General features: G+C 63.7%; 27 protein-coding genes. 14 read left to right on the forward strand and 13 right to left on the reverse strand.

Annotated features, from left to right (window positions below):
- Window positions 1–66: 66 nt before the first annotated feature.
- Together RBH26_RS05605 and RBH26_RS05610 are read left to right on the forward strand one after the other, a co-directional pair.
- Window positions 67–738, forward strand: coding sequence for a molybdopterin-binding protein (locus RBH26_RS05605; protein ID WP_306757139.1), 672 nt, complete (start codon window positions 67–69; stop codon window positions 736–738).
- Window position 739: 1 nt separating this feature from the next.
- Window positions 740–1,489, forward strand: coding sequence for a 5-formyltetrahydrofolate cyclo-ligase (locus tag RBH26_RS05610; protein ID WP_306757140.1), 750 nt, complete (start codon window positions 740–742; stop codon window positions 1,487–1,489).
- Between the two features lie 509 nt (window positions 1,490–1,998).
- Here RBH26_RS05610 and RBH26_RS05615 read toward each other — a convergent pair.
- The 4 genes from RBH26_RS05615 to RBH26_RS05630 all read right to left on the reverse strand — a co-directional run bounded on the left by RBH26_RS05615 (window position 1,999) and on the right by RBH26_RS05630 (window position 5,499).
- Window positions 1,999–2,325, reverse strand: coding sequence for a CTP synthetase (locus RBH26_RS05615; RefSeq protein ID WP_306757141.1), 327 nt, complete (start codon window positions 2,323–2,325; stop codon window positions 1,999–2,001).
- Window positions 2,322–3,239, reverse strand: a complete 918-nt coding sequence (guaA, locus tag RBH26_RS05620) for a glutamine-hydrolyzing GMP synthase (RefSeq protein ID WP_306757142.1) — start codon at window positions 3,237–3,239, stop codon at window positions 2,322–2,324. The genes RBH26_RS05615 and guaA overlap by 4 nt, the downstream gene beginning before the upstream one ends.
- Window positions 3,239–4,954, reverse strand: a complete 1,716-nt coding sequence (gene pyrG / locus RBH26_RS05625; RefSeq protein ID WP_306757143.1) for a CTP synthase (glutamine hydrolyzing) — start codon at window positions 4,952–4,954, stop codon at window positions 3,239–3,241. Before pyrG ends, guaA begins: the two co-directional genes overlap by 1 nt.
- Window positions 4,955–5,073: 119 nt before the next feature.
- Window positions 5,074–5,499 (reverse strand): hypothetical protein, encoded by a 426-nt coding sequence (locus RBH26_RS05630; protein ID WP_306757144.1) that lies wholly within the window; start codon window positions 5,497–5,499, stop codon window positions 5,074–5,076.
- 133 nt (window positions 5,500–5,632) lie between these two features.
- Between RBH26_RS05630 and RBH26_RS05635 the strand changes: the two genes are divergently transcribed.
- Together RBH26_RS05635 and RBH26_RS05640 are read left to right on the forward strand one after the other, a co-directional pair.
- A complete protein-coding gene (locus tag RBH26_RS05635) occupies window positions 5,633–6,538 on the forward strand; it encodes a hypothetical protein (protein ID WP_306757145.1) in 906 nt (301 codons plus the stop codon).
- A 26-nt stretch (window positions 6,539–6,564) separates the two neighbouring features.
- Window positions 6,565–6,963, forward strand: a complete 399-nt coding sequence (locus RBH26_RS05640) for a cyclophilin-like family protein (protein ID WP_306757147.1) — start codon at window positions 6,565–6,567, stop codon at window positions 6,961–6,963.
- A gap of 172 nt (window positions 6,964–7,135) precedes the next feature.
- On the opposite strand, the gene infB is transcribed toward RBH26_RS05640, so the two are convergent.
- Window positions 7,136–8,935: a translation initiation factor IF-2 gene (infB, locus tag RBH26_RS05645; protein WP_306757148.1), complete on the reverse strand. Its 1,800-nt coding sequence runs from the start codon at window positions 8,933–8,935 to the stop codon at window positions 7,136–7,138.
- A gap of 212 nt (window positions 8,936–9,147) precedes the next feature.
- Here infB and RBH26_RS05650 point away from each other — a divergent pair, with 212 nt between their 5' ends.
- Together RBH26_RS05650 and RBH26_RS05655 are read left to right on the forward strand one after the other, a co-directional pair.
- Window positions 9,148–9,393, forward strand: coding sequence for a PRC-barrel domain-containing protein (locus RBH26_RS05650; RefSeq protein ID WP_306757149.1), 246 nt, complete (start codon window positions 9,148–9,150; stop codon window positions 9,391–9,393).
- 4 nt (window positions 9,394–9,397) lie between these two features.
- Window positions 9,398–9,856 (forward strand): NOB1 family endonuclease, encoded by a 459-nt coding sequence (locus tag RBH26_RS05655; protein WP_306757150.1) that lies wholly within the window; start codon window positions 9,398–9,400, stop codon window positions 9,854–9,856.
- A gap of 11 nt (window positions 9,857–9,867) precedes the next feature.
- On the opposite strand, the gene RBH26_RS05660 is transcribed toward RBH26_RS05655, so the two are convergent.
- Together RBH26_RS05660 and RBH26_RS05665 are read right to left on the reverse strand one after the other, a co-directional pair.
- The gene (locus RBH26_RS05660) at window positions 9,868–10,995 is read right to left on the reverse strand and encodes a CPBP family intramembrane glutamic endopeptidase (RefSeq protein ID WP_306757151.1); all 1,128 of its coding nucleotides are present in this window, start codon (window positions 10,993–10,995) and stop codon (window positions 9,868–9,870) included.
- Between the two features lie 75 nt (window positions 10,996–11,070).
- Complete coding sequence (locus RBH26_RS05665) at window positions 11,071–12,372, reverse strand: glucose-6-phosphate isomerase (RefSeq protein WP_306757152.1); 1,302 nt, start codon at window positions 12,370–12,372, stop codon at window positions 11,071–11,073.
- 151 nt (window positions 12,373–12,523) lie between these two features.
- Between RBH26_RS05665 and RBH26_RS05670 the strand changes: the two genes are divergently transcribed.
- On the forward strand, window positions 12,524–12,976 hold the full coding sequence (locus RBH26_RS05670) for a response regulator (protein ID WP_306757153.1): 453 nt from the start codon (window positions 12,524–12,526) through the stop codon (window positions 12,974–12,976).
- A 27-nt stretch (window positions 12,977–13,003) separates the two neighbouring features.
- Here RBH26_RS05670 and RBH26_RS05675 read toward each other — a convergent pair whose 3' ends face one another.
- A complete protein-coding gene (locus RBH26_RS05675; protein WP_306757154.1) occupies window positions 13,004–13,819 on the reverse strand; it encodes a helix-turn-helix domain-containing protein in 816 nt (271 codons plus the stop codon).
- A gap of 406 nt (window positions 13,820–14,225) precedes the next feature.
- Here RBH26_RS05675 and RBH26_RS05680 point away from each other — a divergent pair, with 406 nt between their 5' ends.
- Window positions 14,226–14,699 (forward strand): DUF5812 family protein, encoded by a 474-nt coding sequence (locus tag RBH26_RS05680; protein ID WP_306757155.1) that lies wholly within the window; start codon window positions 14,226–14,228, stop codon window positions 14,697–14,699.
- A gap of 122 nt (window positions 14,700–14,821) precedes the next feature.
- Here the strand turns inward: RBH26_RS05680 and RBH26_RS05685 are convergent, their stop codons facing one another.
- A complete protein-coding gene (locus RBH26_RS05685) occupies window positions 14,822–15,181 on the reverse strand; it encodes a hypothetical protein (RefSeq protein ID WP_306757375.1) in 360 nt (119 codons plus the stop codon).
- 140 nt (window positions 15,182–15,321) lie between these two features.
- Between RBH26_RS05685 and secF the strand changes: the two genes are divergently transcribed.
- On the forward strand, window positions 15,322–16,206 hold the full coding sequence (gene secF, locus RBH26_RS05690; protein WP_306757156.1) for a protein translocase subunit SecF: 885 nt from the start codon (window positions 15,322–15,324) through the stop codon (window positions 16,204–16,206).
- Window positions 16,206–17,834: a preprotein translocase subunit SecD gene (locus RBH26_RS05695; protein ID WP_306757376.1), complete on the forward strand. Its 1,629-nt coding sequence runs from the start codon at window positions 16,206–16,208 to the stop codon at window positions 17,832–17,834. Before secF ends, RBH26_RS05695 begins: the two co-directional genes overlap by 1 nt.
- Window positions 17,835–18,222: 388 nt before the next feature.
- Here the strand turns inward: RBH26_RS05695 and RBH26_RS05700 are convergent, their stop codons facing one another.
- The 3 genes from RBH26_RS05700 to RBH26_RS05710 form a co-directional block, all read right to left on the reverse strand.
- On the reverse strand, window positions 18,223–19,233 hold the full coding sequence (locus RBH26_RS05700; protein WP_306757157.1) for a sodium:calcium antiporter: 1,011 nt from the start codon (window positions 19,231–19,233) through the stop codon (window positions 18,223–18,225).
- 190 nt (window positions 19,234–19,423) lie between these two features.
- The gene (gene rnhB / locus RBH26_RS05705) at window positions 19,424–20,110 is read right to left on the reverse strand and encodes a ribonuclease HII (RefSeq protein ID WP_306757158.1); all 687 of its coding nucleotides are present in this window, start codon (window positions 20,108–20,110) and stop codon (window positions 19,424–19,426) included.
- Window positions 20,111–20,269: 159 nt separating this feature from the next.
- Window positions 20,270–21,646: a tRNA pseudouridine(54/55) synthase Pus10 gene (locus RBH26_RS05710; protein ID WP_306757160.1), complete on the reverse strand. Its 1,377-nt coding sequence runs from the start codon at window positions 21,644–21,646 to the stop codon at window positions 20,270–20,272.
- A gap of 149 nt (window positions 21,647–21,795) precedes the next feature.
- Between RBH26_RS05710 and RBH26_RS05715 the strand changes: the two genes are divergently transcribed.
- The 4 genes from RBH26_RS05715 (at window position 21,796) to RBH26_RS05730 (ending at window position 23,990) form a co-directional block, all read left to right on the forward strand.
- The gene (locus tag RBH26_RS05715) at window positions 21,796–22,956 is read left to right on the forward strand and encodes a trypsin-like peptidase domain-containing protein (RefSeq protein WP_306757161.1); all 1,161 of its coding nucleotides are present in this window, start codon (window positions 21,796–21,798) and stop codon (window positions 22,954–22,956) included.
- A gap of 296 nt (window positions 22,957–23,252) precedes the next feature.
- A complete protein-coding gene (locus RBH26_RS05720; protein ID WP_306757162.1) occupies window positions 23,253–23,444 on the forward strand; it encodes a hypothetical protein in 192 nt (63 codons plus the stop codon).
- A 4-nt stretch (window positions 23,445–23,448) separates the two neighbouring features.
- Window positions 23,449–23,634 (forward strand): hypothetical protein, encoded by a 186-nt coding sequence (locus tag RBH26_RS05725; protein ID WP_306757163.1) that lies wholly within the window; start codon window positions 23,449–23,451, stop codon window positions 23,632–23,634.
- Window positions 23,635–23,831: 197 nt separating this feature from the next.
- A complete protein-coding gene (locus RBH26_RS05730; RefSeq protein WP_306757165.1) occupies window positions 23,832–23,990 on the forward strand; it encodes a hypothetical protein in 159 nt (52 codons plus the stop codon).
- Between the two features lie 61 nt (window positions 23,991–24,051).
- On the opposite strand, the gene RBH26_RS05735 is transcribed toward RBH26_RS05730, so the two are convergent.
- Window positions 24,052–24,237, reverse strand: coding sequence for an HVO_A0556 family zinc finger protein (locus RBH26_RS05735; protein ID WP_306757166.1), 186 nt, complete (start codon window positions 24,235–24,237; stop codon window positions 24,052–24,054).
- Between the last annotated feature and the right edge of the window lie 140 nt (window positions 24,238–24,377).

Genomic DNA, 24,377 nt, shown 5'->3' on the forward strand with positions numbered 1-24,377 from the left:
GAACGATTCGGGGATCGAACCGTCGCAGTGACAGCGCTTTACCCCGTCGCGGTCGAACGGAGCGCCATGACCGCGTCGGACTCGAGCGGAGACGAAACGTCACAGGGTAGTACGGACGGCTGGTCGGAGGCAAAACCCGAAACGAACGAGGACCACGACGAGCAGCCAGCCGAGGAAGAACGTTCGCTCGGCATCGGCGTCGTAACGATCGCGACGTCGCGATCGCTCGCGACCGATGCCGCCGGCGAAGCAGTCGTCACGGCCCTGAAGGCGGCCGGCCACGAGATCGCCACTCGCGAACACATCGGGAACGACCACGATCGCGTCCAGTCGATCGTCTCGCGAACGATCGACCGCGACGACGTCGACCTCGTCGTCACTGCCGGCGCGACCAGCATCGAGCCAAGCGATGTCGCGATCGAGGCCGTTGAACCGCTCTTGGACAAGAAGCTCTCGGCCTTCGGCGAGCTGTTCACCAAACTCGCCTACGACGCCGTCGGTACCCGTGCCGTCGCGTCGCGGACGGCTGCCGGCGTCACCGACGGCGTCCCGGTGTTCTCGCTGCCCGGCAACGAAGACGCCGCCCGCCTCGCCCTCGAGGAGATCATCCTCCCCGAGGCCGACCATCTGGTCGCCCTCGCCCGCGAGACGCCCGACGAGGACAAGTGGGCCGCCGCTGAATCCTCCGAGTCCGACGAAGATGCCGAAGACGAAACTGCGGCAAACGGCGGTGAGTGAGATGGACGGTGCCGACCGACGGGCGGACGAGGCGCCCGACGACGCCGTCGACAAGGAGACGATCCGGAAGCGCGTCTGGGACGACCTCGAGGACAGCGGCGAGGCACGCTTCCCGTTTCCGCCCCACGGCCGGATACCGAACTTCGCCGGCGCGGACGAGGCTGCGGACCGACTCGCCGACCAGTCCGAATGGCAGGCGGCGACGACGGTCAAGGCCAATCCCGACGCGCCCCAACTACCAGTCCGTCGCCGGGCACTTCGGGAAGGGAAGACCGTCTACATGGCGGTTCCCCGTCTCCGGGACGAGCAGTGTTTCCTCGAGCTCGATCCCGCCGAACTCGAGGATTACGACGCGGCGACGACCGTCTCGGGCTCGTCAGAACACGGCGTCCAGGTCGGCCCCGAGGACGTTCCCGAGATCGACCTGATCGTCTCGGGAAGCGTCGCGGTCACCGAGGATGGGGGCCGAATCGGTAAAGGCGAAGGCTACAGCGACCTCGAGCACGCGATCCTGTACGATCTCGGGCTGATCGACGAATCGACGCCGGTCGCGACGACGGTCCACGAACGCCAGGTGATCGGCGATCCCGTCGCGCTCGACGCCCACGACGTCCCGATGGATCTGATCGTTACGCCCGACCGGACGCTCCGTCCCGCAGTCAGCGACGGTCCGACTGGAATCGACTGGAAGGCGGTATCCGAGGACCGACTCGAGGAGATTCCGGTACTGAAACGACTTCGCGATCGGTGATGCGCTTCGAGAACGAGACGTACTGATACTGCTATGGCCTGCCGTCGGTTAGCGCCGACGCGACCGCAGCTCAGATACGATTATTCGACACGTCGAAACCACCTCGAGGCGCGAAAAACGGCACGCCTCGAGTGCCAACCGCAGGGTGAAACCACAGGCAGGTGCAGCGGGGCCTGGGTCGGTACCGGGATCGGTACGGTGTGGCAGTGGTGGGGGGAAGGGTGCTGTGGGTGGGGTTGCTGGAAGTCACGGGTACAGGCGGTGGATGCCTTGGTGGGGTCTCCCGTTGACCTCCATCTACACGATGGACGAGGTCCCACTTCAACGGGGGCGATGGTACCAGTGTCTTATACCGGATTCCGTCGGATTTAATTCGCATTTACTTGTCCGAATTCGGCGTCGACACCGTTTATGCGGTAGATACTGACGAAATACCGAATTTCAATTATAGGATCCAAACGTGGTCGGCTCGAGCCGGTTCCGAGAACGGAAACGAGTCGTGGACGGTGTTAATCGATCAGTTCGTCCGCGACGATCGCGGCGTCCATCAGTTTTGGATCGACGGCGAGATCGAGCTGTCCCTTGACGAACTCCGGTATCGTATCCCGTGCGTAGACGACGGTCCGAATCTCCTCGGAGAGGTCACAGACGATCGGGATCGTCGTCGCCTGTCCGATGTCGGTCAACACGTACAGGTCAGCCTCGAGGATTCCTGCCTCCTCGAGTGCGGGTCGGGTAACGACGCCCGTGACACGGGTGACATCGGCGCCTTCGGCCTCGAGGGCTGCGGTGATGTCGTCCTCGTCGGGGCCGGCGACGATTACGTCTACACTCATTCGTACTCGATCGTGGCCGGTGGCTTGTGAGTCACGTCGTAGACGACGCGGGCGACGTTGTCGTTCTGGCCAGTGATCCGCGACTGGATGCGCTGTAGCGTCTCCCAGTCGATCTCCTGGGCGCGGGCAGTCATGCCGTCACGCGAGTCGACCGAGCGGACGGAGACGACCCAGCCGTGGACGCGGTTGTCGCCTTTGACGCCCGTCGCCTTGCCGATGACGGCGGCCAGAGCCTGCCAGGGCTCGTACTCCTCGAGTTCCTCCTCGACGACGTGACAGGCGTGGCGGGCGACCTCGAGTTTCTCCTCGGTAACCTCGCCGATCACACGAACCGCGAGGCCGGGGCCGGGGAACGGCATCCGTTCGGCGACGATCTCGTCGAGTCCGAGGTGGCGTGCGACCTCACGGACTTCGTCCTTGTAGAGGTCGCGAACGGGTTCGACGATGCCGTCGAAGTCGACGACTTCGGGGAGCCCACCGACGTTGTGGTGGGATTTGATCCCGCCCTCGCTCTCGATGCGGTCGGGGTAGATCGTCCCCTGGACGAGGTAGTCAGCGTCGGCGTCTTTCGCCTCGCGCTCGAACTCCCGGATGAACTGCTCGCCGATGACCGACCGCTTCTCTTCGGGGTCGGTGATACCGGAGAGGGCCTCGAGGAATCGATCCTTGGCGTCGACGATCCGCAACGACTCCATGTAATCGAACGTCTCGCGGATCTGGTCGGTCTCGCCTTTTCGCATCAGGCCAGTGTCGACGTAGACCGGTGTGAGCTGGTCGCCGACGGCCTCGTAGGCCAACGCGGCGGCGACCGAGGAGTCGACACCCCCCGAGAGGGCGATGACGGCGTTTGCGTCGCCGATTTCGTCTTCTATCTCTTCGATCGCTTCCGGAACGAACGTGTCGGTCTCTACCATTAGTGGGTTACCTCGGTTTCTTCAGTTTCGGTGTCGGTGTCGGTGTCGGTGTCGGTCGCTGCTTCGTTGTCGCTCTCGTCGGTCGTGTCTTCCTCGGACTCCTCGAGGACGGCCTCGACGAGCCCCAGGAACGGCGGACTGGGCTGGCCGGGCCGGGACGTGTACTCGGGGTGGAACTGCGTCCCGAGGAAGTAGGGGTGGTCCTCGAGTTCGAGGATCTCCATCCGGTTGCCCGCGGTGCCCGAGAACGTCAAGGGTTCGTCCTCGAAGGCGTCGAAGTACTCGGGGTTGACCTCGTAGCGGTGACGGTGTCGCTCGGTGCAGGACGTGTCGTCGTAGAGGTCGTAGGCCAGCGTCTCGGGTTCGATGACGGTCGTGTGCTCGCCGAGTCGCATCGTGCCGCCCATCTCCTCGACCTCGTACTGCTCGGGGAGGATGTCGATAACCGGGTGGGGCGTGTCTTCGACCATCTCAGCCGAGTGGGCGTCCTCGAGGCCGAGGACGTTCCGGGCGTACTCGACGACGGCCATCTGGAAGCCCAGACAGAGGCCGAGGAACGGAACGTCGTTCTCGCGGGCGTAGCGGACGGCCTCGATCTTTCCTTCGGAGCCACGCATCCCGAAGCCGCCGGGGACGATAATCCCGTCCATGCCCTCGAGTTGGCCGTCGTGGCCGTCTGCCATCTCGTCGGCGGACACCCAGTGGCGGTTGACGTCGACGCCGAGTTCGAAGCCAGCGTGTTTCAGCGACTCGTGGATCGACATGTACGCGTCCTCGAGATCGTACTTCCCGACCAGTGCGATGTCGATCTCGCCGTCTTTCTCGGTCGTGACGATCTCGCGCCAGTCGTTCGTGCGTTCTTCCGGCGGCAGTGCGTCGTCGTCCAGTCCGAAGTGCTCTAAGACGTACTGGTCTAGGCCTTCCTCCTCGACCATCAGCGGGACGTGATAGACGTCCTCGACGTCCGGGTTCGAGAACACCGCGTCGGTGGGGATGTCACAGAACAGCGCGATCTTCTCTTTGGTCTCGGGGTCGAGTCGGTCCTCACAGCGGCCGACGATGACGTCTGGCTGGAGCCCGATCGAGCGCACTTCCTTGACGCTGTGTTGGGTCGGTTTGGTCTTCTGTTCGCCGTTTTTCGAGTACGGAACGAGGGTGACGTGGGTGAAAAGAACGTTCTCCTCGGGTTCCTCGTGGGCGAACTGGCGCAGTGCCTCGAGGTACGGCATTCCCTCGATGTCACCGACGGTGCCGCCGACTTCGACGATACAGACGTCGGTCCCTTCGGCAGCCTCGCGGATCCGCCGTTTGATGTCGTCGGTGATGTGAGGGATGATCTGGACGGTCTTGCCCAGATAGTCGCCCGCACGTTCTTTCTCGATGACGTGCTGGTACGTTTTCCCCGTCGTGATGTTGTGATCGGAGGTCATATCGACGTCGAGGAACCGTTCGTAGTTCCCCAGGTCGAGGTCGACCTCGCCGCCGTCTTCCAGTACGTATACTTCCCCGTGTTGGTAGGGGTTCATCGTTCCCGCATCGACGTTGAGATACGGGTCAATTTTGACTGCGGTGACGTCGAACCCGGCGTTTTTGAGCAGTCGGCCGGTGCTCGCGGCCGTGATCCCTTTGCCGAGTCCAGACATCACGCCGCCGGTGACGAAGATGAACTTGTTCCCCAGGGAGGGGTCATAATGAGTGTCCGATTCCGTCGGCATACCGAGTGTCCGCGCGACCGGTTGAAAACGATTTCGGGAGCGACCCGCCTCCGGGAGAGGCTGTCATTCTCGCGTGTGACAGGTTTTCGACGGCATCGGCTGCCGTCGCCGATCGCAACCTACGGCTCCTCGTCCATTGGCGCTTTCCCCTGTGGCTCGTCTTCTTTCGACGTCTTTCCGTCCGCTTCTGGCTTCTCGGGATCGTGATCCTGGACTTCGACGATCGTGGCCTGCTCGAAGTACTCGATGCCCCCTCCCATTCTGCACTGCAGCGTTCGTCCTGGGAGCTCCGAGTCGTCCTCGTCGGTCGGCTCCTTCGGGACGGAGACGGCGGTGACGCCGTCGATCGTCACGGAACGTTGCTGGATCGGATCGTCTTCGTATTCGACGGTCTCCCACGTCTCGACATCGAATTCGTCGATGTCTTCGCCGAAATACTCCTCCGAATCCGGGTTGACGGTGTCCTCGGTCTGTGACTCGCCGGTCGTCCGGTTGTCGTCGAACTGCACTTCCTCGTGTTTGTACTGACGGAGATGTACGAGCACGGCTGGAACCAACACGGGAAGCGTGGTAACTGTTACAGGGGAAGATGCAAGGTCGTTCGCGCTCCGAACTCGTCCCGGTTGCTCGAGCAACCCTGATCTATATCATGTTTCGTCGATAACACGAAGCCAACGGATGGCCCACGAACGACGGTCCCCGCTCGAGCCAGCCGTATCGAGCCCCGATCTCGCGTTCACCGCCGGATTCGGGTTCTACCTTGGCCTCGTCGCCGCCGGTGCCGTCTCGGTCGCCGCGCTCGTCGCCGGCGCGTCGACGGAGGCACTGTTGGCGACCGCACCCGGGACGGTGACCGCCGTGTTGCTCGCGGTCCTGATCACCGGAGAACGGTTGCGTGGGATACCCGAGCAGATCGGGCGGCGCCGCCGCAGTCGGGCTATCTGCTACGTCCCGGCCGCGGCCTTCGCCGCGGTCCTCCTGGTCCCCGCTGTGGGACCGCTCGCGTACACCGCCCGGTTTGCCATCGTCACGATCGCACTCGCTGCCCTCACCGCAGCGGCCGCCGTCGGCGTCGCACGCATGGCCAGAAATCGGTACGTCGAAGCGGTCACCGTCGACGAACCGGCCGCCACCTGGACGGGACACCGGACCGGGTTCGGCTCCGGCGAGGGCGCAATATCGGCGCTGATGGGGGTGCTCGTCGTCGTCGGCCTCGCCGGTGCGGTGACAAACGGCTGGATCGGCGGCGTTCTGGTGGCGGTATACGGCGTCGCTTTCCTCCTCGGCTCCCGTTTCGATCTCTGGGACGACTGGGACGAGTCCGACGGTCGGCGGAACCCGCCGACGTTTCGCGCCCACCAGGCCGGGCTGGTCTTCGAGCGACCCTACGAGCGGCGACTGCTTCCCTGGGCCGCGATCGAGGACGTCCGGCTAACCGCCGACGAACTCGTCCTCGAGCGTGATGGGCTTCGATTCGACATCCGCTGTGACCGCTCGGCCATCGACGATCCCGAGGCGGTGCTCGAGACGATCGAACGCACGCGCAAGCGGGCGGCCGGGGACACGACGGAGTTAGCACACTAAAGTAACGGTCTCCCGTTCGGTCACGTATGACAGCCCTTCGTGTCACCGTCGACGATCGCACGCTCGAGGCGACCTGGACCGACGACGCGCCGGAAACACGGGCGAAACTCATGGACGCCTTCCCCGTCGCGGGCGAGGCCGTTCGCTGGGGCGACGAACTCTACTTCGACGTTTCGCTTGACGCGCCACCCGAGGACGCACGCGAGGTCGTCCCCGAAGGAGCGATCGCCTACTGGCCCGCCGGCGGCAAACTCTGTCTGTTCTGGGGCCCGACGCCGGCGAGCGTCGACGACGAGCCGCGTGCGGCTGCACCCGTGACCGTCGTCGCCCGGATCGACGACGTCTCGCCGCTGTCCGACCTCGAGGGCGGGGCTCGAGTGCGACTCGAGTCGGTCGACGAAGACGGTTCTGCCAGGAGTAACTGATACTACCGGACAAAAGTCAGTAAACACCCGATCGCGTCTCGACGTCTGTCGCGTTCCGCGACAGCGTCTCGAGTGCGATCGGTGTGTGCATCGTTTTGTCCGGAAGTATGAGCAACGATCGATCTACTCGAGAGAGTGGAAAGCGAGCCGGGAGACGGGGACCAGACGCTCGTTACTTGCCCCAGAAGGGGTCCCGGTTGCGCTGCTTGTCGAGATACATGTTCAGCGCCTCGAGTTCGTCGCCGGGGATCTCGTCGGTCAGCTCCTGCTCTAAGATCTTCGCGTGTTTCTCGGGGATTTCGGTCCAGAGTCGGTCGCCTTCCTCGATGTCGCGGCCGACGGTCGGCCCGTCGATCGCGACCGAGACGCGATCGCCGTTGCGGGCCTCGTCGACGTCCTCGCCCTGTTCCTGAATGCCTTTAACCTGACCGACGCGGTCGGGTTCGTTCCCCTCGAACTTCACGACGTTCGAGTTGTTCTGTAAGGTGCCTGCGTCGACCTCGACACCGACGACCGCGGGGTCGTTCTGTCGGAAGGTGTGATCCGGCAGGATCCGGAACCGGGCGGGTCGGGTGATGTTTTCGAGGATGGTGTCCTGCTGGGCTTTCTCGATCGCCTCGATGTGGTCCTCGTACTCCTCGACGAGCTGGTAGATGACCTCGTCGGTGAAGACTTCGACGTCCTCGATCTCGGCGCGCTGTTGTGCGTCGCTGAGCACGTCGACGTTGAACCCGAGGATGACCTGTTGTTTCGGATCGTCGGCCGTCGAGGCGACCGAGATGTCACGCGGGGCGACGTCGCCGACCTCCGCACGGACGATCGGCACCTCGGCCTCGTCTAGGGCGTCGGCCATCGCCTCGAGGCTGCCCAGGGTATCTGCCTTGACGACGACACCTGCTTCGGCAGTGTCGACGGCGATGTCTGCGAGTTCGGCCTGGACCTCGCCGATGACGTCTTCGAGGTCCCGGTCGCGGACGACCCGGACCGGTGCGCCGGCCATCGCGTCCTCGAGTTCGGGGGCGGCGACCTTGATCCCGGCCGCAGCGCCGACCTCGTCGACGTTCTCGAATCGGCTCTCGGTGCGGATCTCCGCGAGCGGTCGGGGCTGGAGCAAGGCACGTACTTCGGTGACGATCGGGTCGTTCTGGCCGCCGACGACGATCGTATCGTCCTCACGGATCGTCCCGTCGTAGAGGACGATGTCGATCGTCTTTCCGAACCCTTTCTCCTCTTTGACCTCGAGGACGGTGCCGACGCCGGGGCCAGCGACGTCGATCTCCATCTCCTCTTTCATGTACCGCTGTGAGAGTCCCATCATCACCGTCAGCAGGTCCGGGACGCCCTCGCCGGTCATCGCGCTTACGGGAACGACCCCGACGTTGCGCTGGAAGTTCTGGACGCGCCAGTAGAGGTCGGCCGAGAACCCTTCGTCGCTTAGGTTACCGATGATCTCGTAGAGGCTCTCGTCGAGTCGCTCCCGGACCCGGTCGGACTGTGCCTCGTAGGTGTCGTTGATCGGCGTATCCTCGTTTTCGTCCCAGCCGGGGACGGTGTCGATCTTGTTCGCGGCGACGATAAACGGCGTCTGGGAGCGTTTGAGAATGTCCAGGGCCTCGAGGGTCTGGGGCTGGAAGCCGTCGTTGACGTCGACGACGAGGATGGCGATGTCGGCCAGCGCACCGCCACGGGAGCGAAGCGTCGTAAAGGAGTGGTGACCCGGCGTGTCGATAAACAGCAGGCCGGGTAAGTCGAAGTCGTCCGGATCGACGAGCTCACCCGCGATCGAGGAGATGATGTCCAGCGGGACGGCCGTCGCGCCGATGTGCTGGGTGATCGCGCCCGCTTCGCCCTCGATAACTGCGGAGCCGCGGATCTTGTCTAGGAGACTGGTCTTGCCGTGATCGACGTGTCCGAGGACGGCGACGATCGGTGTTCTGAGAGATGTGGGGTCGCGCGTATCCGTATTCGACATGGTGAACCACCCGAGAAGGTCTTATCTAAGGCGTCGGTAGAGCGGTAGTTAAACCCATCGTCATCAACATCGGCCACGCCGGGCGGAAGTGTCCGATCCGACGTCGACGCTGTCGATCACGCTCGCTATCGGGCGTCGGTGACCTGATACTGTCCGACAGTATTCACCTCGCTCCCCCATCGTTTAATACTGATTAGTAAGAACGGGTACGCATGAGCGACATACTCGCCGAAAACCTCTCAGGGAAGTCCGTCATGGGGTCCGACGGCACTGAACTGGGGCTGCTTTACAACATCACGATGGACATTAAATCGGGCAAGCTACACGACCTCGTCATCGACCCCGACGAGGAGATCTCACCACGGGCGGTCGACTTCGAGCGCGACGAAGCCGGTCGATTCCGTGTCCCCGTCAACCGCGTTCAGGCGGTCAAAGACTACATCGTCGTCCAGCGTTAAGGGTATGTACGTTCTCGACTCCTCGGCGTTTATTCACGACTTCCACACGACAGAACAGACTGCGACGATCCCCCTCGTCCGCGAAGAACTCGAGGACGAGTCCGCCTACCGGTACGACGCGATGGAGGGCTCGGGGATGCACATCCACATTCCAAACGAGGATACCACCGAGAAGGTCGAACGAGCGGCCAAGGAATCCGGTGACTTGGACGTCCTTTCAGAGACCGACATCCGCCTTATTGCGGCGAGTTTCGAACTCGACGGGACGCTCGTGACCGACGACTACGCGATGCAAAACGTCTCGGAGAAACTCAACGTCGACGTGGAAGTGATCGCCCGCGACGGGATCGAAGAACAGCGCCACTGGCACTACCAGTGTCAGGGCTGTGGTCGCGAGTTCGACGAACAGAAGGACCGCTGTCCGATCTGTGGGTCGGAACTGGCGCGCAAGAACCCGTCGTAGCTGACTGACCGCTACACCAACAGCGGCAGGAAGATCACCGCATTGTAGCAGCCGTGTGCAAGCGCCGGCACCAGCAAGTTCTCCGTTCGCTCGTAGATGTGACCGAGGATCAGCGAGAGGACGAACAGTATCGAGAGGCTCGCAAGGAGCTGTCCGGCGCCAGCGGTCGCATACGCCGTGACGTGAACCAGCGTGAACACGACGCTTGCGACGACGACGGCACCTTTGCGCGAAAACGTCTCGTACAGCGACTTCTGGATGACGTTTCGATAGAGTAGTTCCTCGAACGGACCGACGACGAGTATCATCGCCGGCAGGATTACGAGCAACAGTTCGGGGTTTTCGGCCGCCTGCTGGGTCGTCGTGTGGTCGGCACCCTCGATACCCGCGGCGGTCATCAGCCACGAGATCACCATGTTCGAACCGAGAAGCAAGACGAGTCCGATACCGATCCAGCCGACCGTCCGCAGCGTCGGTCGCTCGAGGTCGATATACGACAGCTCACGTTCGCGGGCGGCGAGATAGCCGACCGAGACCGCACCGAGCCCGACGGCAAAGGCGAGGTATTCGACGACCGTCCACTGGAACTCGGTGAGTTCACCGGCGACAAGCTGGACTGGCAACGCGAGGAGGACGGCCGCGGCAGTGATGCCGACCAATCCCATTCCGCCGAGAAACGTCATCTCGAGCAGCCGTTTGGTGCGATCGAACAGTCCTCGCTCGGTGATGCCGACGTAGTCAGCGACGCCGATCCCGACGGCTCCTGCCGCCACGAAAAACGCGAGAAACAGCAGCGAAACGGACCACTCGAGACCCGGGACGGTGACCGAGCCGAGCGCTCCCTGGGTGATCGCATAGCCCGAGAGAACGACGGCGAACAGACTCGAGCCGGTAGCGATGGGCGCGGCGATTCGCCGCGCGGCGAGATCGTGGCGTCGCGCGAGGAAGGCACCGACGGCGACGAGCGCCGCGGCCGCAGCGGCCGGGAGGGCGACCTCGCTGGTACTGGGCCCCGATCGGGCGGGGACAGCGAGCGCGACGAATGCGACGACTGCGAGAACGGTCCCGACGGTGGGCACGGCAGCAGTGACGGCCGGGCCGCGGTCAGAGTCGTCGGCGACCCGTGCAGTATCGCTCATACTCGAGTGTTCGAGCGGGGACGGATAGGCGCTCCGGGACCGGCCGGCTGCTCTCGAGCGGGTGCCGAGCCCGGATTACCGCTCGATCCGAAGCTCCGTCTTCTCGGCGACTGCCTCGGCTTCCTCGAAGTCGCCGCCGCCGAGCAGCCCTCGAGTTGCTTTCTTTGCCCACTCGACGGCCGGCTGTTCGAACGTGTTGACGCCGTAGAGTTCGCCCGCGAGGACGGTCGCGGCCTCCATCCCGTACAACAGTCCACCGAGTTCGTACTCGTCGACGCCGTCGAGTTCGATCCGGACGTTCGGTCGTCCCGCGGCGGCGAGACTCGCCTCGGTCGCCTCGAACTCGGCCTCGAGCAACTCGCCGAGCGTCGAGTCGCCGAGATACGACAGCGCCTCGACGTCCGTTTCGGGGATCGGTCGGTCGTCGAACGAGCCCGGAGAGACGAATGTGACGAGCTTGTCCCGCGGTCCGGCGCGGTAGAGTTGGAGCTGTGAGTGTTGGTCGGTGACGCCGAGTGCCCGCACCGGGGTCTGGCCGAGGTCGTCCTTTCCGAGACTTTCGGCCCAGAGCTGGGCGAACCACTCGGCGTAGGTCTCCAGTGACTCCGCGTAGGGAACCATCGCGTTGACGCCGGCGCCGCGCTGGTCTAACGCGTAGGTCGTCGCGCCGTAGGCGTAGGCCGGACAGTCGAACAGCGAGCCCGTAAGCGTCTCGGCTTCTGCAGCGGCGCCGGAGAGGAAGGCCTCGAGGTCGTGACCACAGACTGCCGCGGCGACCATTCCGACTGCCGACAGCGCCGAAAACCGGCCTGGGACGCCGTCGGGGACCTTCAGCGACGGCAGATCGTGGCGCTCCGAGAGGTCACGCAGTGGCCCGGACTCGCCGGTCGTGACGATCGTTCGTTCAGTCCAGTCGACGCCGGCCGACTCGAAAGCGTCTCGGACGACGAGGAAGTTCGCCAGCGTCTCCGCCGTGGTTCCTGATCGGGAGACGACGTTGATCGCCGTGTTCTCGAGGGGCAGTCGCTCGAGGTGGGCCGTGATCCACTCGGGGTCGACGTTGTCGAGGTAGATCGCCTCGGTGTCGCTCTCGTCGGCTAACGCCTCCGTGATCGTCGCCGCACCCAACGCGCTGCCGCCGATGCCGACGGTGAGCAACGCGTCGGCGTCGGCGACCGGCTCGACTGCTCGTCGGATCTCGTCGGGGTCGGTCCGCTGGGGGAGGTTCAGCGCCTCGTAGCCGTGTTCCGCGTTCGCCATTCCGGTCTCGATTCGCTCGTGGGCGTCTGCAACCTGGTCGTCGAGGCGCTCGAGGGACTCCCTCGAGACGCCCGGCGACGCGACGGACGCGAGCGCGTTTCCGATATCGACGTTCATACGGGAGGGAGCGACCGCCGGGAGTAAAGACGTTCCGTGATGTGGCCGTCTCTCGACTCCGAGCGAACTGGACCGACCGTGAATTGAAACGGGACCACTACGTGTGTAGGAGCCACGTTTAGGCACCGGAACCGTCTAGTCGACACCGACGATGACAACTCACACACCGACCGAGCCGGTCGACGTACTCCTCGTCGAGGACAATCCGGGTGACGTTCGACTGACACGGGAGGCGTTCAAATCGATCGACAGCGAGGTCGAGTTTCACACGGTCACGGACGGCAAGGAGGCGACGAAGTACTTCGACGTGTGTGAGACGGAGACCGAGCGTCCCGATCCCGATCTGATCCTGCTCGATCTGAACCTCCCCCGCATCGACGGCTTCAGGGTCCTCGAGATCCTGCAAAACGAACTCGACGTTCCGCCGCCACCGATTCTCGTCCTCTCGAGTTCGGAGGCCAAAGCGGACATCGTCGAAAGCTACGAGCGAGCCGCCAACGCCTATCTCACCAAACCGGAGTCGCCCGCCGAGTTCGACACGCTGGCACAGGCGATCGAGGACTTCTGGCTCGAGTCGGCACACCATCCACCTGCACCGTCCTGATGGTCGTGCCGGCGACTCCGTGCTCGATCACACGAGCCCGTTCTCCGTCGAGGAGAGCCCTGCGTTCACTAATCGACGAAGCAGGACGACGATTCCGTTCTGAAGACCGTTCGCAAAAACTGCCTGTTCTGTCGTTTCGTCGTTTCCAGGATAGTACGAACCGATCAGTAGCGTCTCTCGGTCGACGAGCAGGATACGACTGATCGCCACCTCGTCGCCCCCGCCATGCTCGGCGCACGTGAGCCAATCCATGTCGGTTTCGACGACGCGAACGTCGGAGAGGTGCGACTCGACTCGTTCTTTCGCCGACGCCGTCTGCCCGCCGAAGCGAACGGACACGTCCCGATCGACCGCCCGCTGGAGTTCGTCGAACAGCGCTTCGGACAGCACGTCCTCGTCGACGACGAGCAGTGTTACCTCTGACTCCGCGTTCTCGACGAGTTCGATCGTTCGCGACGTGATCGCGTCGCTGCCGGTCAGCGACCAGATCTCCTGGACTGGATCGCCGTTTGTCGGCTTCCGGACGTCGATATTCCTGAGATGTGTCTCGAGGGTATCGACCCGGTCGGTGTACTTCCGGCGCAGGATCCGTGTCGCCTCGTCGATACCGACGGCCCGATATCGCTGTGGACTCGAGTGTTGGACTTCGACCAGTCCCTGTGACTCGAGGACGCGGATTGCGTCGTACACCCTCGTTCGCGGCACGTCGGAGAGTTCGTGGATCTCCTTGGCCGTTCCGCTAGGGAGTCTGTTCAATGCGATGAAACAGCGAGCCTCGTATTCCTGTAGTCCGAGTTCCTGTAGCAGACTGACTGCCTCTGCCGTTGTTTCGTCCTGTGTCATGGCCCAACCACGAATGCTGATAACTGAACACGCCGGGTACGATTTGGGGATGCAAAAGAATTCGTGTTCGAAGATAGTTTTATGAGAGTATTTTATTAATTAATAGAGTGAATAACAGTGTTCACTCAGATAATCACACAAAGTTCTTAGTGATACGGCCGCTAGAGCGGACCGGCAGGTCCCGCTGGCCCAACCACGATGGGGCCTGCCGACCGCGACTCGGCGTCCAACAGCCGCGTCGAGGGGTATGTCAGAGGCACTCGACCGCGCCCGGTCTCGAGACCCGAGGGCCGTCCGAGGGCCGGCGGCGTTTCTGTCGGGCGTTTCGTAGCGCTTCGACCGAGATACCGCTCTCGCTCGATCGAAAGCCGAAACCCCGAAAACGACCCGACGCCTACGGATCCGTATGACCGAAATGACGGGTACGTTCGTCGTCACCCACGCCGAAAGCGAATCGGCAGTCGTCCGTGACGTCGAGACCGCACAGGTCCACACGCTCGGTTCGAACCCCGGCCTCGAGGTCAACGACGTCCTCGAGGCCACTGTCGCCCCGGAACCGCCACTGGAGGTCACCTGGCAGGTGGTCGACGTCGAGAGCCGACGTTCGATCGAACTGGTCGACAGCGACCTCGAGCCGACCCAGCGCGAAAAGGAGATCGCCGCCGAGGCCGACGTCGGCGACCTCGTCCAGGAGGAACGGGCCGGCACCGGCGAGATTCACGTCTTTTGCGTTCCACGCGGCGAAGCCGAGGCCGCAGCCCAAGACGTCCTCGAGGACGATGAGACGATCGCCCGAGCGGCGCGACTCGAGGCCGTCCGCGTCGAGGTCCGCTGTGCCGACGACGACGGCGTCCTGAGCGTTCGCTATCTGCCGGACTGAGACGCTCTCCTGTAGTCATACTGTCGGACAGTACGAGTCATCGATCGGTCGCGCGACTGCGGCCGTCCTCGCGGGGGCGCCGCGTTCGCGACCGACCGGTCACTGACTGCTGTTCGGCAGTATCAGTTCCGGGTGGGCCCGTCCGCGCTCTGTACTCGCCAGCCGCCCTCGAGGCCACAGGCCTCACGGACGTCGTAGTCGATCTCGGTGTCGGCTCCCATTTCGGAGCCGCCGTCGACGCGTTCGACCCGCAGCGGGACGTCTAGCGTGTTGCCACAGCAGCCGACGCCGACGAACTCCTCCCAGACGTCGCCGATGGCGGCCGTCTCGCGGGTCTTTCGCAGGAACGCGCGAAACGACGGTTTCTCGACCTGGAACCGTCCCCACTCCGAGAGGTCGGCGGGATAAGAGAGCACGACGCGGTCGGCGGTCGATCGGATGTGTCGCCCCGCCGGTCGAGCGATGCTGGGTCTCGTTCGGATTGGGCGTCGGAGTCGGGCATCTCGACCGAAATACGGGCTCGAGGGGCTTCAGACCGTCGCCGTTTCGCCGGATCATCTCACGAAACAATATCACAGAAATTGGGAAGGCTTACCTGAACCGACTACCTGTGGTTCTGCACATGGGGAATTTCGACGTACCGGAGTTCGATTACACCCGGTACAGTAACCGCCAACTCGCGGCGGTGCCGCTTGCGGTGCTTGCGGTTGCGCTGCTCATCCTCACTGGATCGTTTCTCGCGACGGGAGCGCCGGTCCAGCTGGGGATGGATTTCGCCGGCGGGTCCGAGCTGACCGTCCAGACGACCTCCTCCGAGGAGGAGATCGTCGAGGCGTTCGACGAGGAACCGGAATCGGTCCAGTCGGTCACAGCGCCAGACACTGAGAACCAGTACATCGTACAGTTCACGTCGACCGACCTCGACGCGTTGAGCGATCAGGCCGAGCAGAACCTAGAGCAGGATGGCGATGCCGATATCGTCCAACTCGAGTCGACGGTATCGGAAAGCTTCGGCGCACAGACCCAGCAGACGGCCCTGCTGGGGATCGCCGTCGCGTTCGTCGGGATGAGCGTCATCGCGTTCTTGCTGTTTCGGACGTTCGTCCCGTCGATCGCGATCGTCGTCTCGGCGTTTTCCGACATCGTGATTCCGCTCGCCTTCATGACGGTGACAGGCATCTCACTCTCGCTTGGGACCGTCGCCGCCTTGCTGATGTTGATCGGTTACTCGGTCGACTCCGACATCCTGTTGAACAATCACATCCTACGCCGGCAGGGTGACTTCTACGAGAGTACCCGTCGGGCGATGCAGACCGGCGTTACGATGACAGTGACGTCCATGTGTGCGATGCTCGTCATGGGCGTCGCCGCGTGGCTGTTCGGCGTCGAGTTGCTCGCGTCGATCGGCATCATCCTCTTTGTCGGCCTCGCGGCTGACCTGATGAATACGTACATGTTGAACCTGAGTCTCCTTCGCTGGTACAAGTTCGAGGGGATCCGATCATGATGGGACCGAAACAGTTCGTCCTCGAGTATTGGCGGCTCATGCTGTTGATCCTCTTCGTCGGGGGTGCACTCGTCGCCCTCTTCATCCCCGGCGGGATTATGGCCGACGACAGCTACGTCGAGGGCGAACGCGTCGACGACACGCCGACGAACATCGAGTACGGCCTCGGTCTCGAGGGCGGGACACGCATTAGCGCGCCGGCTGTCGGTATGGTCGCCGAGGACATCGACGCCGGCGTCGTCGACGACGACGGGGCCGTCGATCGCGAACGAGCCACCGAGATCGAGAACACCCTGTACGAGGAACTCGACCTCGAGACCGGCGATGCGAGCGTCACCATCGACGACGACGGCAGCGTCCACGCCGAACTCTTTACAGATGAGGTGACCAGAGAAGACTTCGCCGCGGTACTCAGTGCGGAGGTAGATGGCGAGATCGACCCCGACGAGGACGTCCGTGACGGCGTCTCGGACGCGACCCGCGGCGAGATGATCACGACGATCGAGTCGAAGATCAACGAGGCCGGGCTCTCCGGCGGAGAGGTCTACGAGTCGGCTCAGCTCGGTGGTGGCTACTACATCGTCACTGAAGTGCCGGACATGGACCCCGACGAGCTCCGCGAGTTACTCTCCGAACGTGGTCTCGTCGAAGTCCAGGCGTACTATCCCGACGAGGACGGCAATCACACCAACGAAACGGTGTTGACCGGACAGGATATCGTGACGGCCGATTCGCCGGAGCCGAACGAGCGGGGGTCGGGATACTTCGTTTCGGTCGAGGTCGATAGTAACGCCGCCCCGTCGTTCCAGGAGCGGATGAACGAGATCGGTTTCACCGATCCGGCCGAAGGTGTCGGTCAGTGTAACCTCCGTGGCGATGGCGAGAGCATCGACTTCGATCACACGGGCGAGCAGTACTGTCTGCTGACGGTCGTCGACGGCGAGGTCGTCGACGCTCACTCGATGGGTGACCTCGCCGAGCCGATGCGGGCCGAAACCTGGGACAGCGATCCGACGTTCCAGATGGGCGCCCAGAACGTAGAGCAGGCCCAGGGGCTCTCCGTGAGCCTCCAGGCCGGTGCGCTTCCCGCACCGATGGACTTCGATCAGGAACAGACCTACTCGCTGTCGCCGGCGCTTGCCGATCAGTTCAAGCTCTACTCGCTGATCATCGGCGCGCTGTCGATCGTGACGGTAAGTGGCGTCGTCTTCCTGCGGTATCGGGACGTCCGCGTCGCGACGCCGATGATCCTCACCGCGATGTCGGAGGTGGTGATCCTGCTTGGCTTTGCGGCGCTGATACGCATGCCGCTGGATCTCTCCCACGTCGCCGGCTTCATCGCGGTCGTCGGGACCGGGGTCGACGACCTGTTGATCATCGCCGACGAGGTGATGGACGACGGCGAGGTCAACTCACAGCGGGTGTTCGAATCCCGCTTCCGGAAGGCGTTCTGGATCATCGGCGCCGCCGCGGCGACGACGATCATCGCCATGTCGCCACTTGCCGTGTTGAGCCTCGGTGACCTCCGTGGGTTCGCCATCATCACCATCCTCGGCGTGCTGATCGGGGTGCTCATCACCCGGCCCGCCTACGGGGACATCCTCCAGCGGCTCCTGACGGACAAGTAAACGACCGCGGGCGCGGTGGCCCGCGGCTTTTGTAATTCCCTCAAATTCAGCTGTGAAGCACTCCCTGTGAGGCGATCTCGTGGGATGAGGTTGGACGGTTTACATCCACGCTACCTAAATTGGTGTTGTGGCGTCCCGACCCGACCCGGCGCACCCGCACTTGCGGCGGGGTTTTGCGAGGCCGGTAGTTATCCGCATCACTGTGACTGTCATCGCCAGTCTCTGTTTTTGCAATCCATCGCACCGCAGCATTCACACTCGCGTTTCGATCCGAGTGATCTTGCTCGAGAGCACACGCATCGTTTTGCTTTTATTATAGACTCGAGCGACGAGTTCCTCGCATCGGCTTTCTGTTACGCCGGTACATCGGTACAGCAATCCGTATCAGTCACGTCGGGACGACGTTCGTCACCCCCACGCTCTCGAGGACGAGCCAGACGACGAACAGGCCATACAGCGCGAGCAACGTCCAGGCCTCTCGCTCCGAGAGCACCATCCCGGTCCGGGCGATGGTAAAGAAGACGATCGTCGCGAGGATCAGAAAGGCCATCATCGGCACGATGTGTGCGAACGTGATCGCCAGCGTGCCGGCGACGAGGATGCCGACCGGCACGGCGACGAGCAGGTCGAAGACGTTGCTCCCGAGCACGTTCGCGAGACTGACCGACGGTCGTCCAGACCGGGCAGCGACGATGCTGACGAACGCGTCGGGGACGCTCGAGCCGGCGGCGACGACGATCATCCCCCAGAGAAACGCCGGCGTGCCGAACGCGTCGCCGAGGCCGAGTGCGGCCAGGACGAGTCCCTCGACGCCGACGACGATAACCACGAGGCCGAGGCCAAACCAGAGCCAGGCCCGACCGCGATCGACGTCGATGTCTGCCTCGAGTTCGTCTTCGGTCGCGTCGAGATACTGTGTGAACACGTACAGTCCGTAGAGCAACAACGGGAACAACGCGAGTGGGCGCGTGACGTTGCCCTGCAACCCAGCTCCCTCGAGTGGGTTGTAAATGACCGCCAGCGAGAACGTCAACAGCAGCGTAGCGACCGCGAGCATGTAAAACAGCGCTTCCTTGTAGACGAGGTCACGACCCGTCGTCATCTCACCCTCGCCGGCCAGCGCCGCGGCAGCCGGGATGACGAGCAGGTTGAACACCGCCGAGCCGACGATGGCGCCGACCCCGAGTTCGAACTCGCCGTGGCGCAGCGTCGCGAGGAGCACACTCACAAGTTCTGGCATACTCGAGCCCACGGCGGCGATGACCGCCCCCTGAACGACCGCTGGCACGCCGTAGCCGACCGCGAGCCGATCGGCAGCAGCCTCGAGCCACGTGCTTCCCTTCCAGACGACGGCCGTCGCGACTGCAGCGAGCGCGAGGAGCGCGATCACGTCGAGCACGGCTCACTCGTTTTTCGTATGAGCGAATAAAACGATCGCCAGCACCGGTCGAGGTCGTGGTCGACACGATAGTCACGGCTCATACTTCCGGACAAAACGATGCACACACCGATCGCACTCGAGACGCTGTCGCGGAACGCGACAGGCGTCGAGGCGCGATCGGGTGTTTACTGACTGTTGTCCGGTAGTATCAAAACTGTTCGAGTCCGGTCTGCTGGGCCGCCGCGAGGACGTCCTCGCAGGTCGACCACGACTCGCGGGCACACGGCGGTAACTCGTCGTGGTCGTCGACGTAGGACTCGAGGAACTCGCGGGTGTTCGGATCGCTCGGATAGCCGCTGCCGACAGTGTCGTACGCGTCGTACTCCGCCGCGAGCGCCGTCACGTGAGTGTCGCGTTCGACCTTGGCGACGATGCTTGCCGCACCGACGAGCGTCGAGTCGTCGTCGGCGCCGTGGCGGGCTTCGATCTCGAGTGCCGGCTCGAGCTGGAACTCCTCGAGACAGGCGTCGGCCACCCGTTTCGCGAACCGGTCGGCGTCGGTATCACAGGCGTCACAGAGGCCGCTGATCGTGTCCGTCTCGGGCTCGAGGCCCGCGACCGCTGTCGCGATCGCTTCGGCGTGGGCCGTGACGGCCAAAGTGTTCATGTCCGTCTCGGGGTCGTCGATTCGGTCGGTCGGAATCTCGGCGACGCCGACGTGGATGCGATCGTCCCCGCGGATCGTCGTTGCCAGTTCCTCACGTCGATCGGGCGTGAGTCGTTTCGAGTCCGCGATCCCGTCGGGGAGGGTCGCGGAATCGTCACAGTAGACGGCCGCAGCGAACATCGAACCGAGGGCGGGACCCTTGCCCGCTTCGTCGACGCCGAATGGCATAGCTCGAGGGTCGAACGACGGCCCAAAAACCGTTTACGGATTGCTGTAACGATTTCCCGGCGCAACCGCGACCCGGGCTGCGGTTGCGCCGGTAACGACTGACAGCAGTCCGTATTGTGGCTCGCGGTCGATCGGCGGGACGTGACGAAGGAGACCGTCTCAGTCCGCCGTCGCGACCGAATCCGAGCCGTCCTCGCGGGGGTCGTCGAGGAAGTACTCCTCGAGTTCGAACGGCTCGTTCTCGCCTTCGACTCCGATCACGTCTAAGGCCGTCACCGCCGCGTCGGTCTCGAGCAGGCCAGCCAGACTCGGCTCGGTCCGGCCCTCGTCGCTGCTGACGAGTTCCTTGATGTAGAGCCCGCCCTCGCCGTGGATACGGACCTCAGCCTCGGTCGGCGCCTGCAGTTCGCCGTCGGCGTCGTAGACCGTCCGCTCGCGGGTGAGAGCGGCCCGCCGGTGGTCGACGCGCTGGGGCGTCTCCTGCTCGACCGTCGTCCCCGACAGTTTCTCGAGTGCCGCCTCGAAGGCGTCCTCGTCGACGGGATCGGCGAACTCGACGTCGGCGCGGTACTGTTTGCTCGCGTCGTGTTCTTTGACGCGTTCGACCATCTCGTAGGTCGCCAGCCGGAGTCCCTCGACCTCGACGGAACCCTCCGCGGCGTCGTTGATCTCGCGCTCGAGGGTCTCGACGTCCGGGTCACGCGTTTTCGGGCGCTTGACCTCGAGGACGAACGGCCGACCCTCTTCGAGCATGCGGGCGTCGACGTCCTCCCGGCCTGCGCCGTGGAAGGTGCCTTCCTCGCCGTCCATCGCGTCGACGACGTGGGGGCGGACCGTCTGTTCGACGCTCGTCTCGTACATGTAACCCGACCCGCCACAGTAGTCACAGGGTTCCTCGCCGTCGTCGCCGAGCTGGATCCCACTGCCGCCACACTCCCGGCAGGGCCACTCGGTCTGGGGGATGTCGCGCTCGAGTTTGCGGTACCGGCCGTAGACGAACGCCGGATTGACCTGGACGTCGACCGCGTGGCTCGTGACCGACTCGGAATCGAGGGCCTCGAGCGGATCGAACGCGTCCAGATCGACGACCGCGAGGACGTCCGGCCGATCGAAGTCGACGTCGGTACCGGTCTTCGCGCCGACACGACGGCCGACCTCTCGGTTGCACTCGCGTTTGAACGACTCGCCCACGTCGGGCTCGAGACCTGCATCCTCCCGGAGGAGTCGGTCGTTCTCCTCGACAAGCGGTGGGACGCGGGTTCCGACCTGGTAGGTCGCGAAGTCGACGTCCTCGAGGGCCTCGACGATCGATTCGGCGATCGCGTCGAACGTTCCGGCGTACCCATCACACACCCAACACGTCTCGGGATCGTCGGGTTCGTAGGGTTCGTCGTCCTCGATCGCGATCGTCGTCCGCAGCGCCCGACCACGCTCCGCGTTGGTCAGTCCGAAGCTCCGATCGGCGAAGGGCCGACCGAGACAGGAGTCACAGACGGGGCCCGTCTCGAGTAGTGTACGGGCGTCTTCCGTGTTCATACCACGGGTGTCGGGGAGCCGGGGGTAACACGTTTTCCCTTCGGTCGGGCCGATGGCGCCGGTTCTCGGCCCGACCGATCAGTTCCGGCACCGGCCGGCCGTCGTATCAGACCCCGGAGTACAAATGGAATGAATACAGTCACTCTACCATGAACGATTTCCGACCGGATCGCCGGGGAGTTCTCTCGCTCGTCAGCGCCGGACTCGTCGGCGCCGTCGCCGGCTGTGTCGAACCGCGGTCCACCGCGGCCGTTCCGAGCGAAACGGCCACCTCGAGTCCCATCAGTCGGGACGAACGCGCGGACGGGACGGTGTACACCGACGTCTACGAGAGTGCCATCGACGCCGTCACCCAGGTTCGAGCGCGAGGCGTCGGCAACCCGCTCTTCGGCGAGCGCGAGGGCCAGGGATCGGGCTTTCTCTTCGACGACTCACACGTCGTCACGAACGAACACGTCGTCGCCGACGCCGACGACATCGATCTTCAGTATATCAACGGTGACTGGACGGATACCCAACTCGTCGGCACCGACTTTTACAGCGATCTGGCCGTCCTCGAGGTCGATCACGTGCCCGAGAACGTGACGCCGCTGTCGTTTACCGAGGAATTCCCCGTCGTCGGACAGGAAGTGCTGGCGATCGGCAACCCCTACGGCCTCGAGGGGACGATGACACAAGGGATCGTCAGCGGCGTCGATCGCACGGTCACCGTTCCGGACCGCGAGTTCTCGTTCTCGAACGTGGTTCAGACCGACGCCGCAGTCAACCCCGGCAACAGCGGCGGCCCGCTCGTCGATCTGGACGGCGACGTCGTCGGCGTCGTCAACGCCAGGGCAGGCGAGAACATCGGCTTTGCGATCTCGGCGGCGATGACGCGTCGCGTCGTTCCGTCACTCGTCGAGACCGGCCGATACGAACACTCGTACGTCGGCATCAGTTTTGCGACCGTCGACCGCACTATCGCCTCGGTCAACGACCTCCCCGACACGACCGGGATCGTCGTCACGGATGTCGAAAGCGACGGTCCCGCAGACGGCGTTCTCGAGGCTGCGACGTCTCGCCGACGCGACGGCGTACCAGTCGGCGGCGACGTCGTCTTCGCGATCGACGACGAGCCGATCCCGGATCAGCACGCCCTTTCGACGTATCTCGCCCTCGAGACGAGTCCGGGAGACACGGTCGAACTCGAGTGCTGGCGAGATGGGGCGGAGACGTCGGTCTCGCTGACGCTGGGTGCGCGGCCCGACCCCGACGACTCGAGTGGGTTCGGTAGCATCGGATCGGTCGAAGAAACGGTCGAAATCGTTTAACGTCTGATCCGGATCCCTGTACCGACGTCCCGCTGATCGCCACACGGGATCGGCCATCGGCGGCACGTGACGACAGGAGACCGTATGAAGTCCCTAAACCGACGATCGACACGTCACCAGAGCGCAACGACCCCGTAGACGGACCGTACAGGTCAGCGACGATTTCGTTCTCGAGTCGATGAACGATCGTACAGAACTGGCCGCCATCGTCTCCGTTTAGCGGGTTAGTAAGGAGATAACAATAGGTGAGAGGCCGGAATCTACGTCCGGAGCGATCACCGTATCGCCCGTCATGTATGACCCCGGATGCCGACACCGACTCCCCGACCGACGCATCGCCGACCGGACTCGATTGTGTCACGATCGAGAACGAAGACGCCCCCGATGAGTGTGCACTCTTCCCACGGGAGGCAAGCGAGGACGAACTGGAAGGCGCCTGGATCGTCGCCTACGACGATGGGTTCGTCCCGCTGGAATCGATGCGCTAAGGACATGCACCTCGGGAACTCAGTCACCGCCGCCGGGTTCTGGCTCGGAACCCTCTTTCCCGTCGCCTACCTTCCCGTCTTCCTCTCCGGTATCGATTCCGTCTGGTCCCTTTCGCTGGTCTTCGGCCTCCTCACGCTCCACGCTCTCGCTTTGGTCGTTGGTCACGATTATCCTGGTTCACGACGGTGACAGGCCGTCGGTACCGGGGAAACGAATCCGCAGACTTTCGTCTCGGTGCCGAACTCATCGGGCCTGTGACGACAGAGACGGGCGCCGATACGTCGTTGTAGCACCCGTCAGGAGGTCCCGGGAAGACTGTTTTCAGCCGCCATCGTGTCGCGGAAATCCGTGAAAGGTGTATATGTAGTATCGTGGGGCCACACCACATGCGAGCTCGCTGTCCGCTCTGTCGGCGAGAGGTCTCGAAGAACGAACAGCACTGGTGTGAGTGTGGCCAGCCGATGGATACACGCTGTTACGACGCCCACGGTGACTGGTGTAGCGTCCACGGACGAGATGCCTGGATCGGTGCGCTGGAGTTGTAGCGTTCACCACGACCACGAGCAGGCGTCACGCGATCGGATCGCGATCCGATCCAACGCGGCGCTACTCACCCGGCTGCCAGAGCTGAACGCGTGGCGTGTCACAGCTCTCACAGACGACCGCCTGGTTGTCCTTGTAGATGCCGCGCTCGAGTGTCCCATCCGTGCAGTACGGACAGGCCTGTCCCTCGAGAGCCGCGAGTAACTGCCGATCTGCGCCGCCCGTCGGTGACGACTGTGATTTCGCCATATACGCATCACATACTCGAGACACTCGAAACGGTTGGCCATGCCTATGCAATGCTATCGATCCCTAACCTCTGCGTATGGTCGACACGAAACGATACTGAAACCCACTCAGCGCGGGTGATTTCGGGATACGGTAGCCCT

The sequence above is a fragment of the Natronolimnohabitans sp. A-GB9 genome (assembly GCF_030848565.1).
Taxonomy (GTDB): Archaea; Halobacteriota; Halobacteria; order Halobacteriales; family Natrialbaceae; genus Natronolimnohabitans.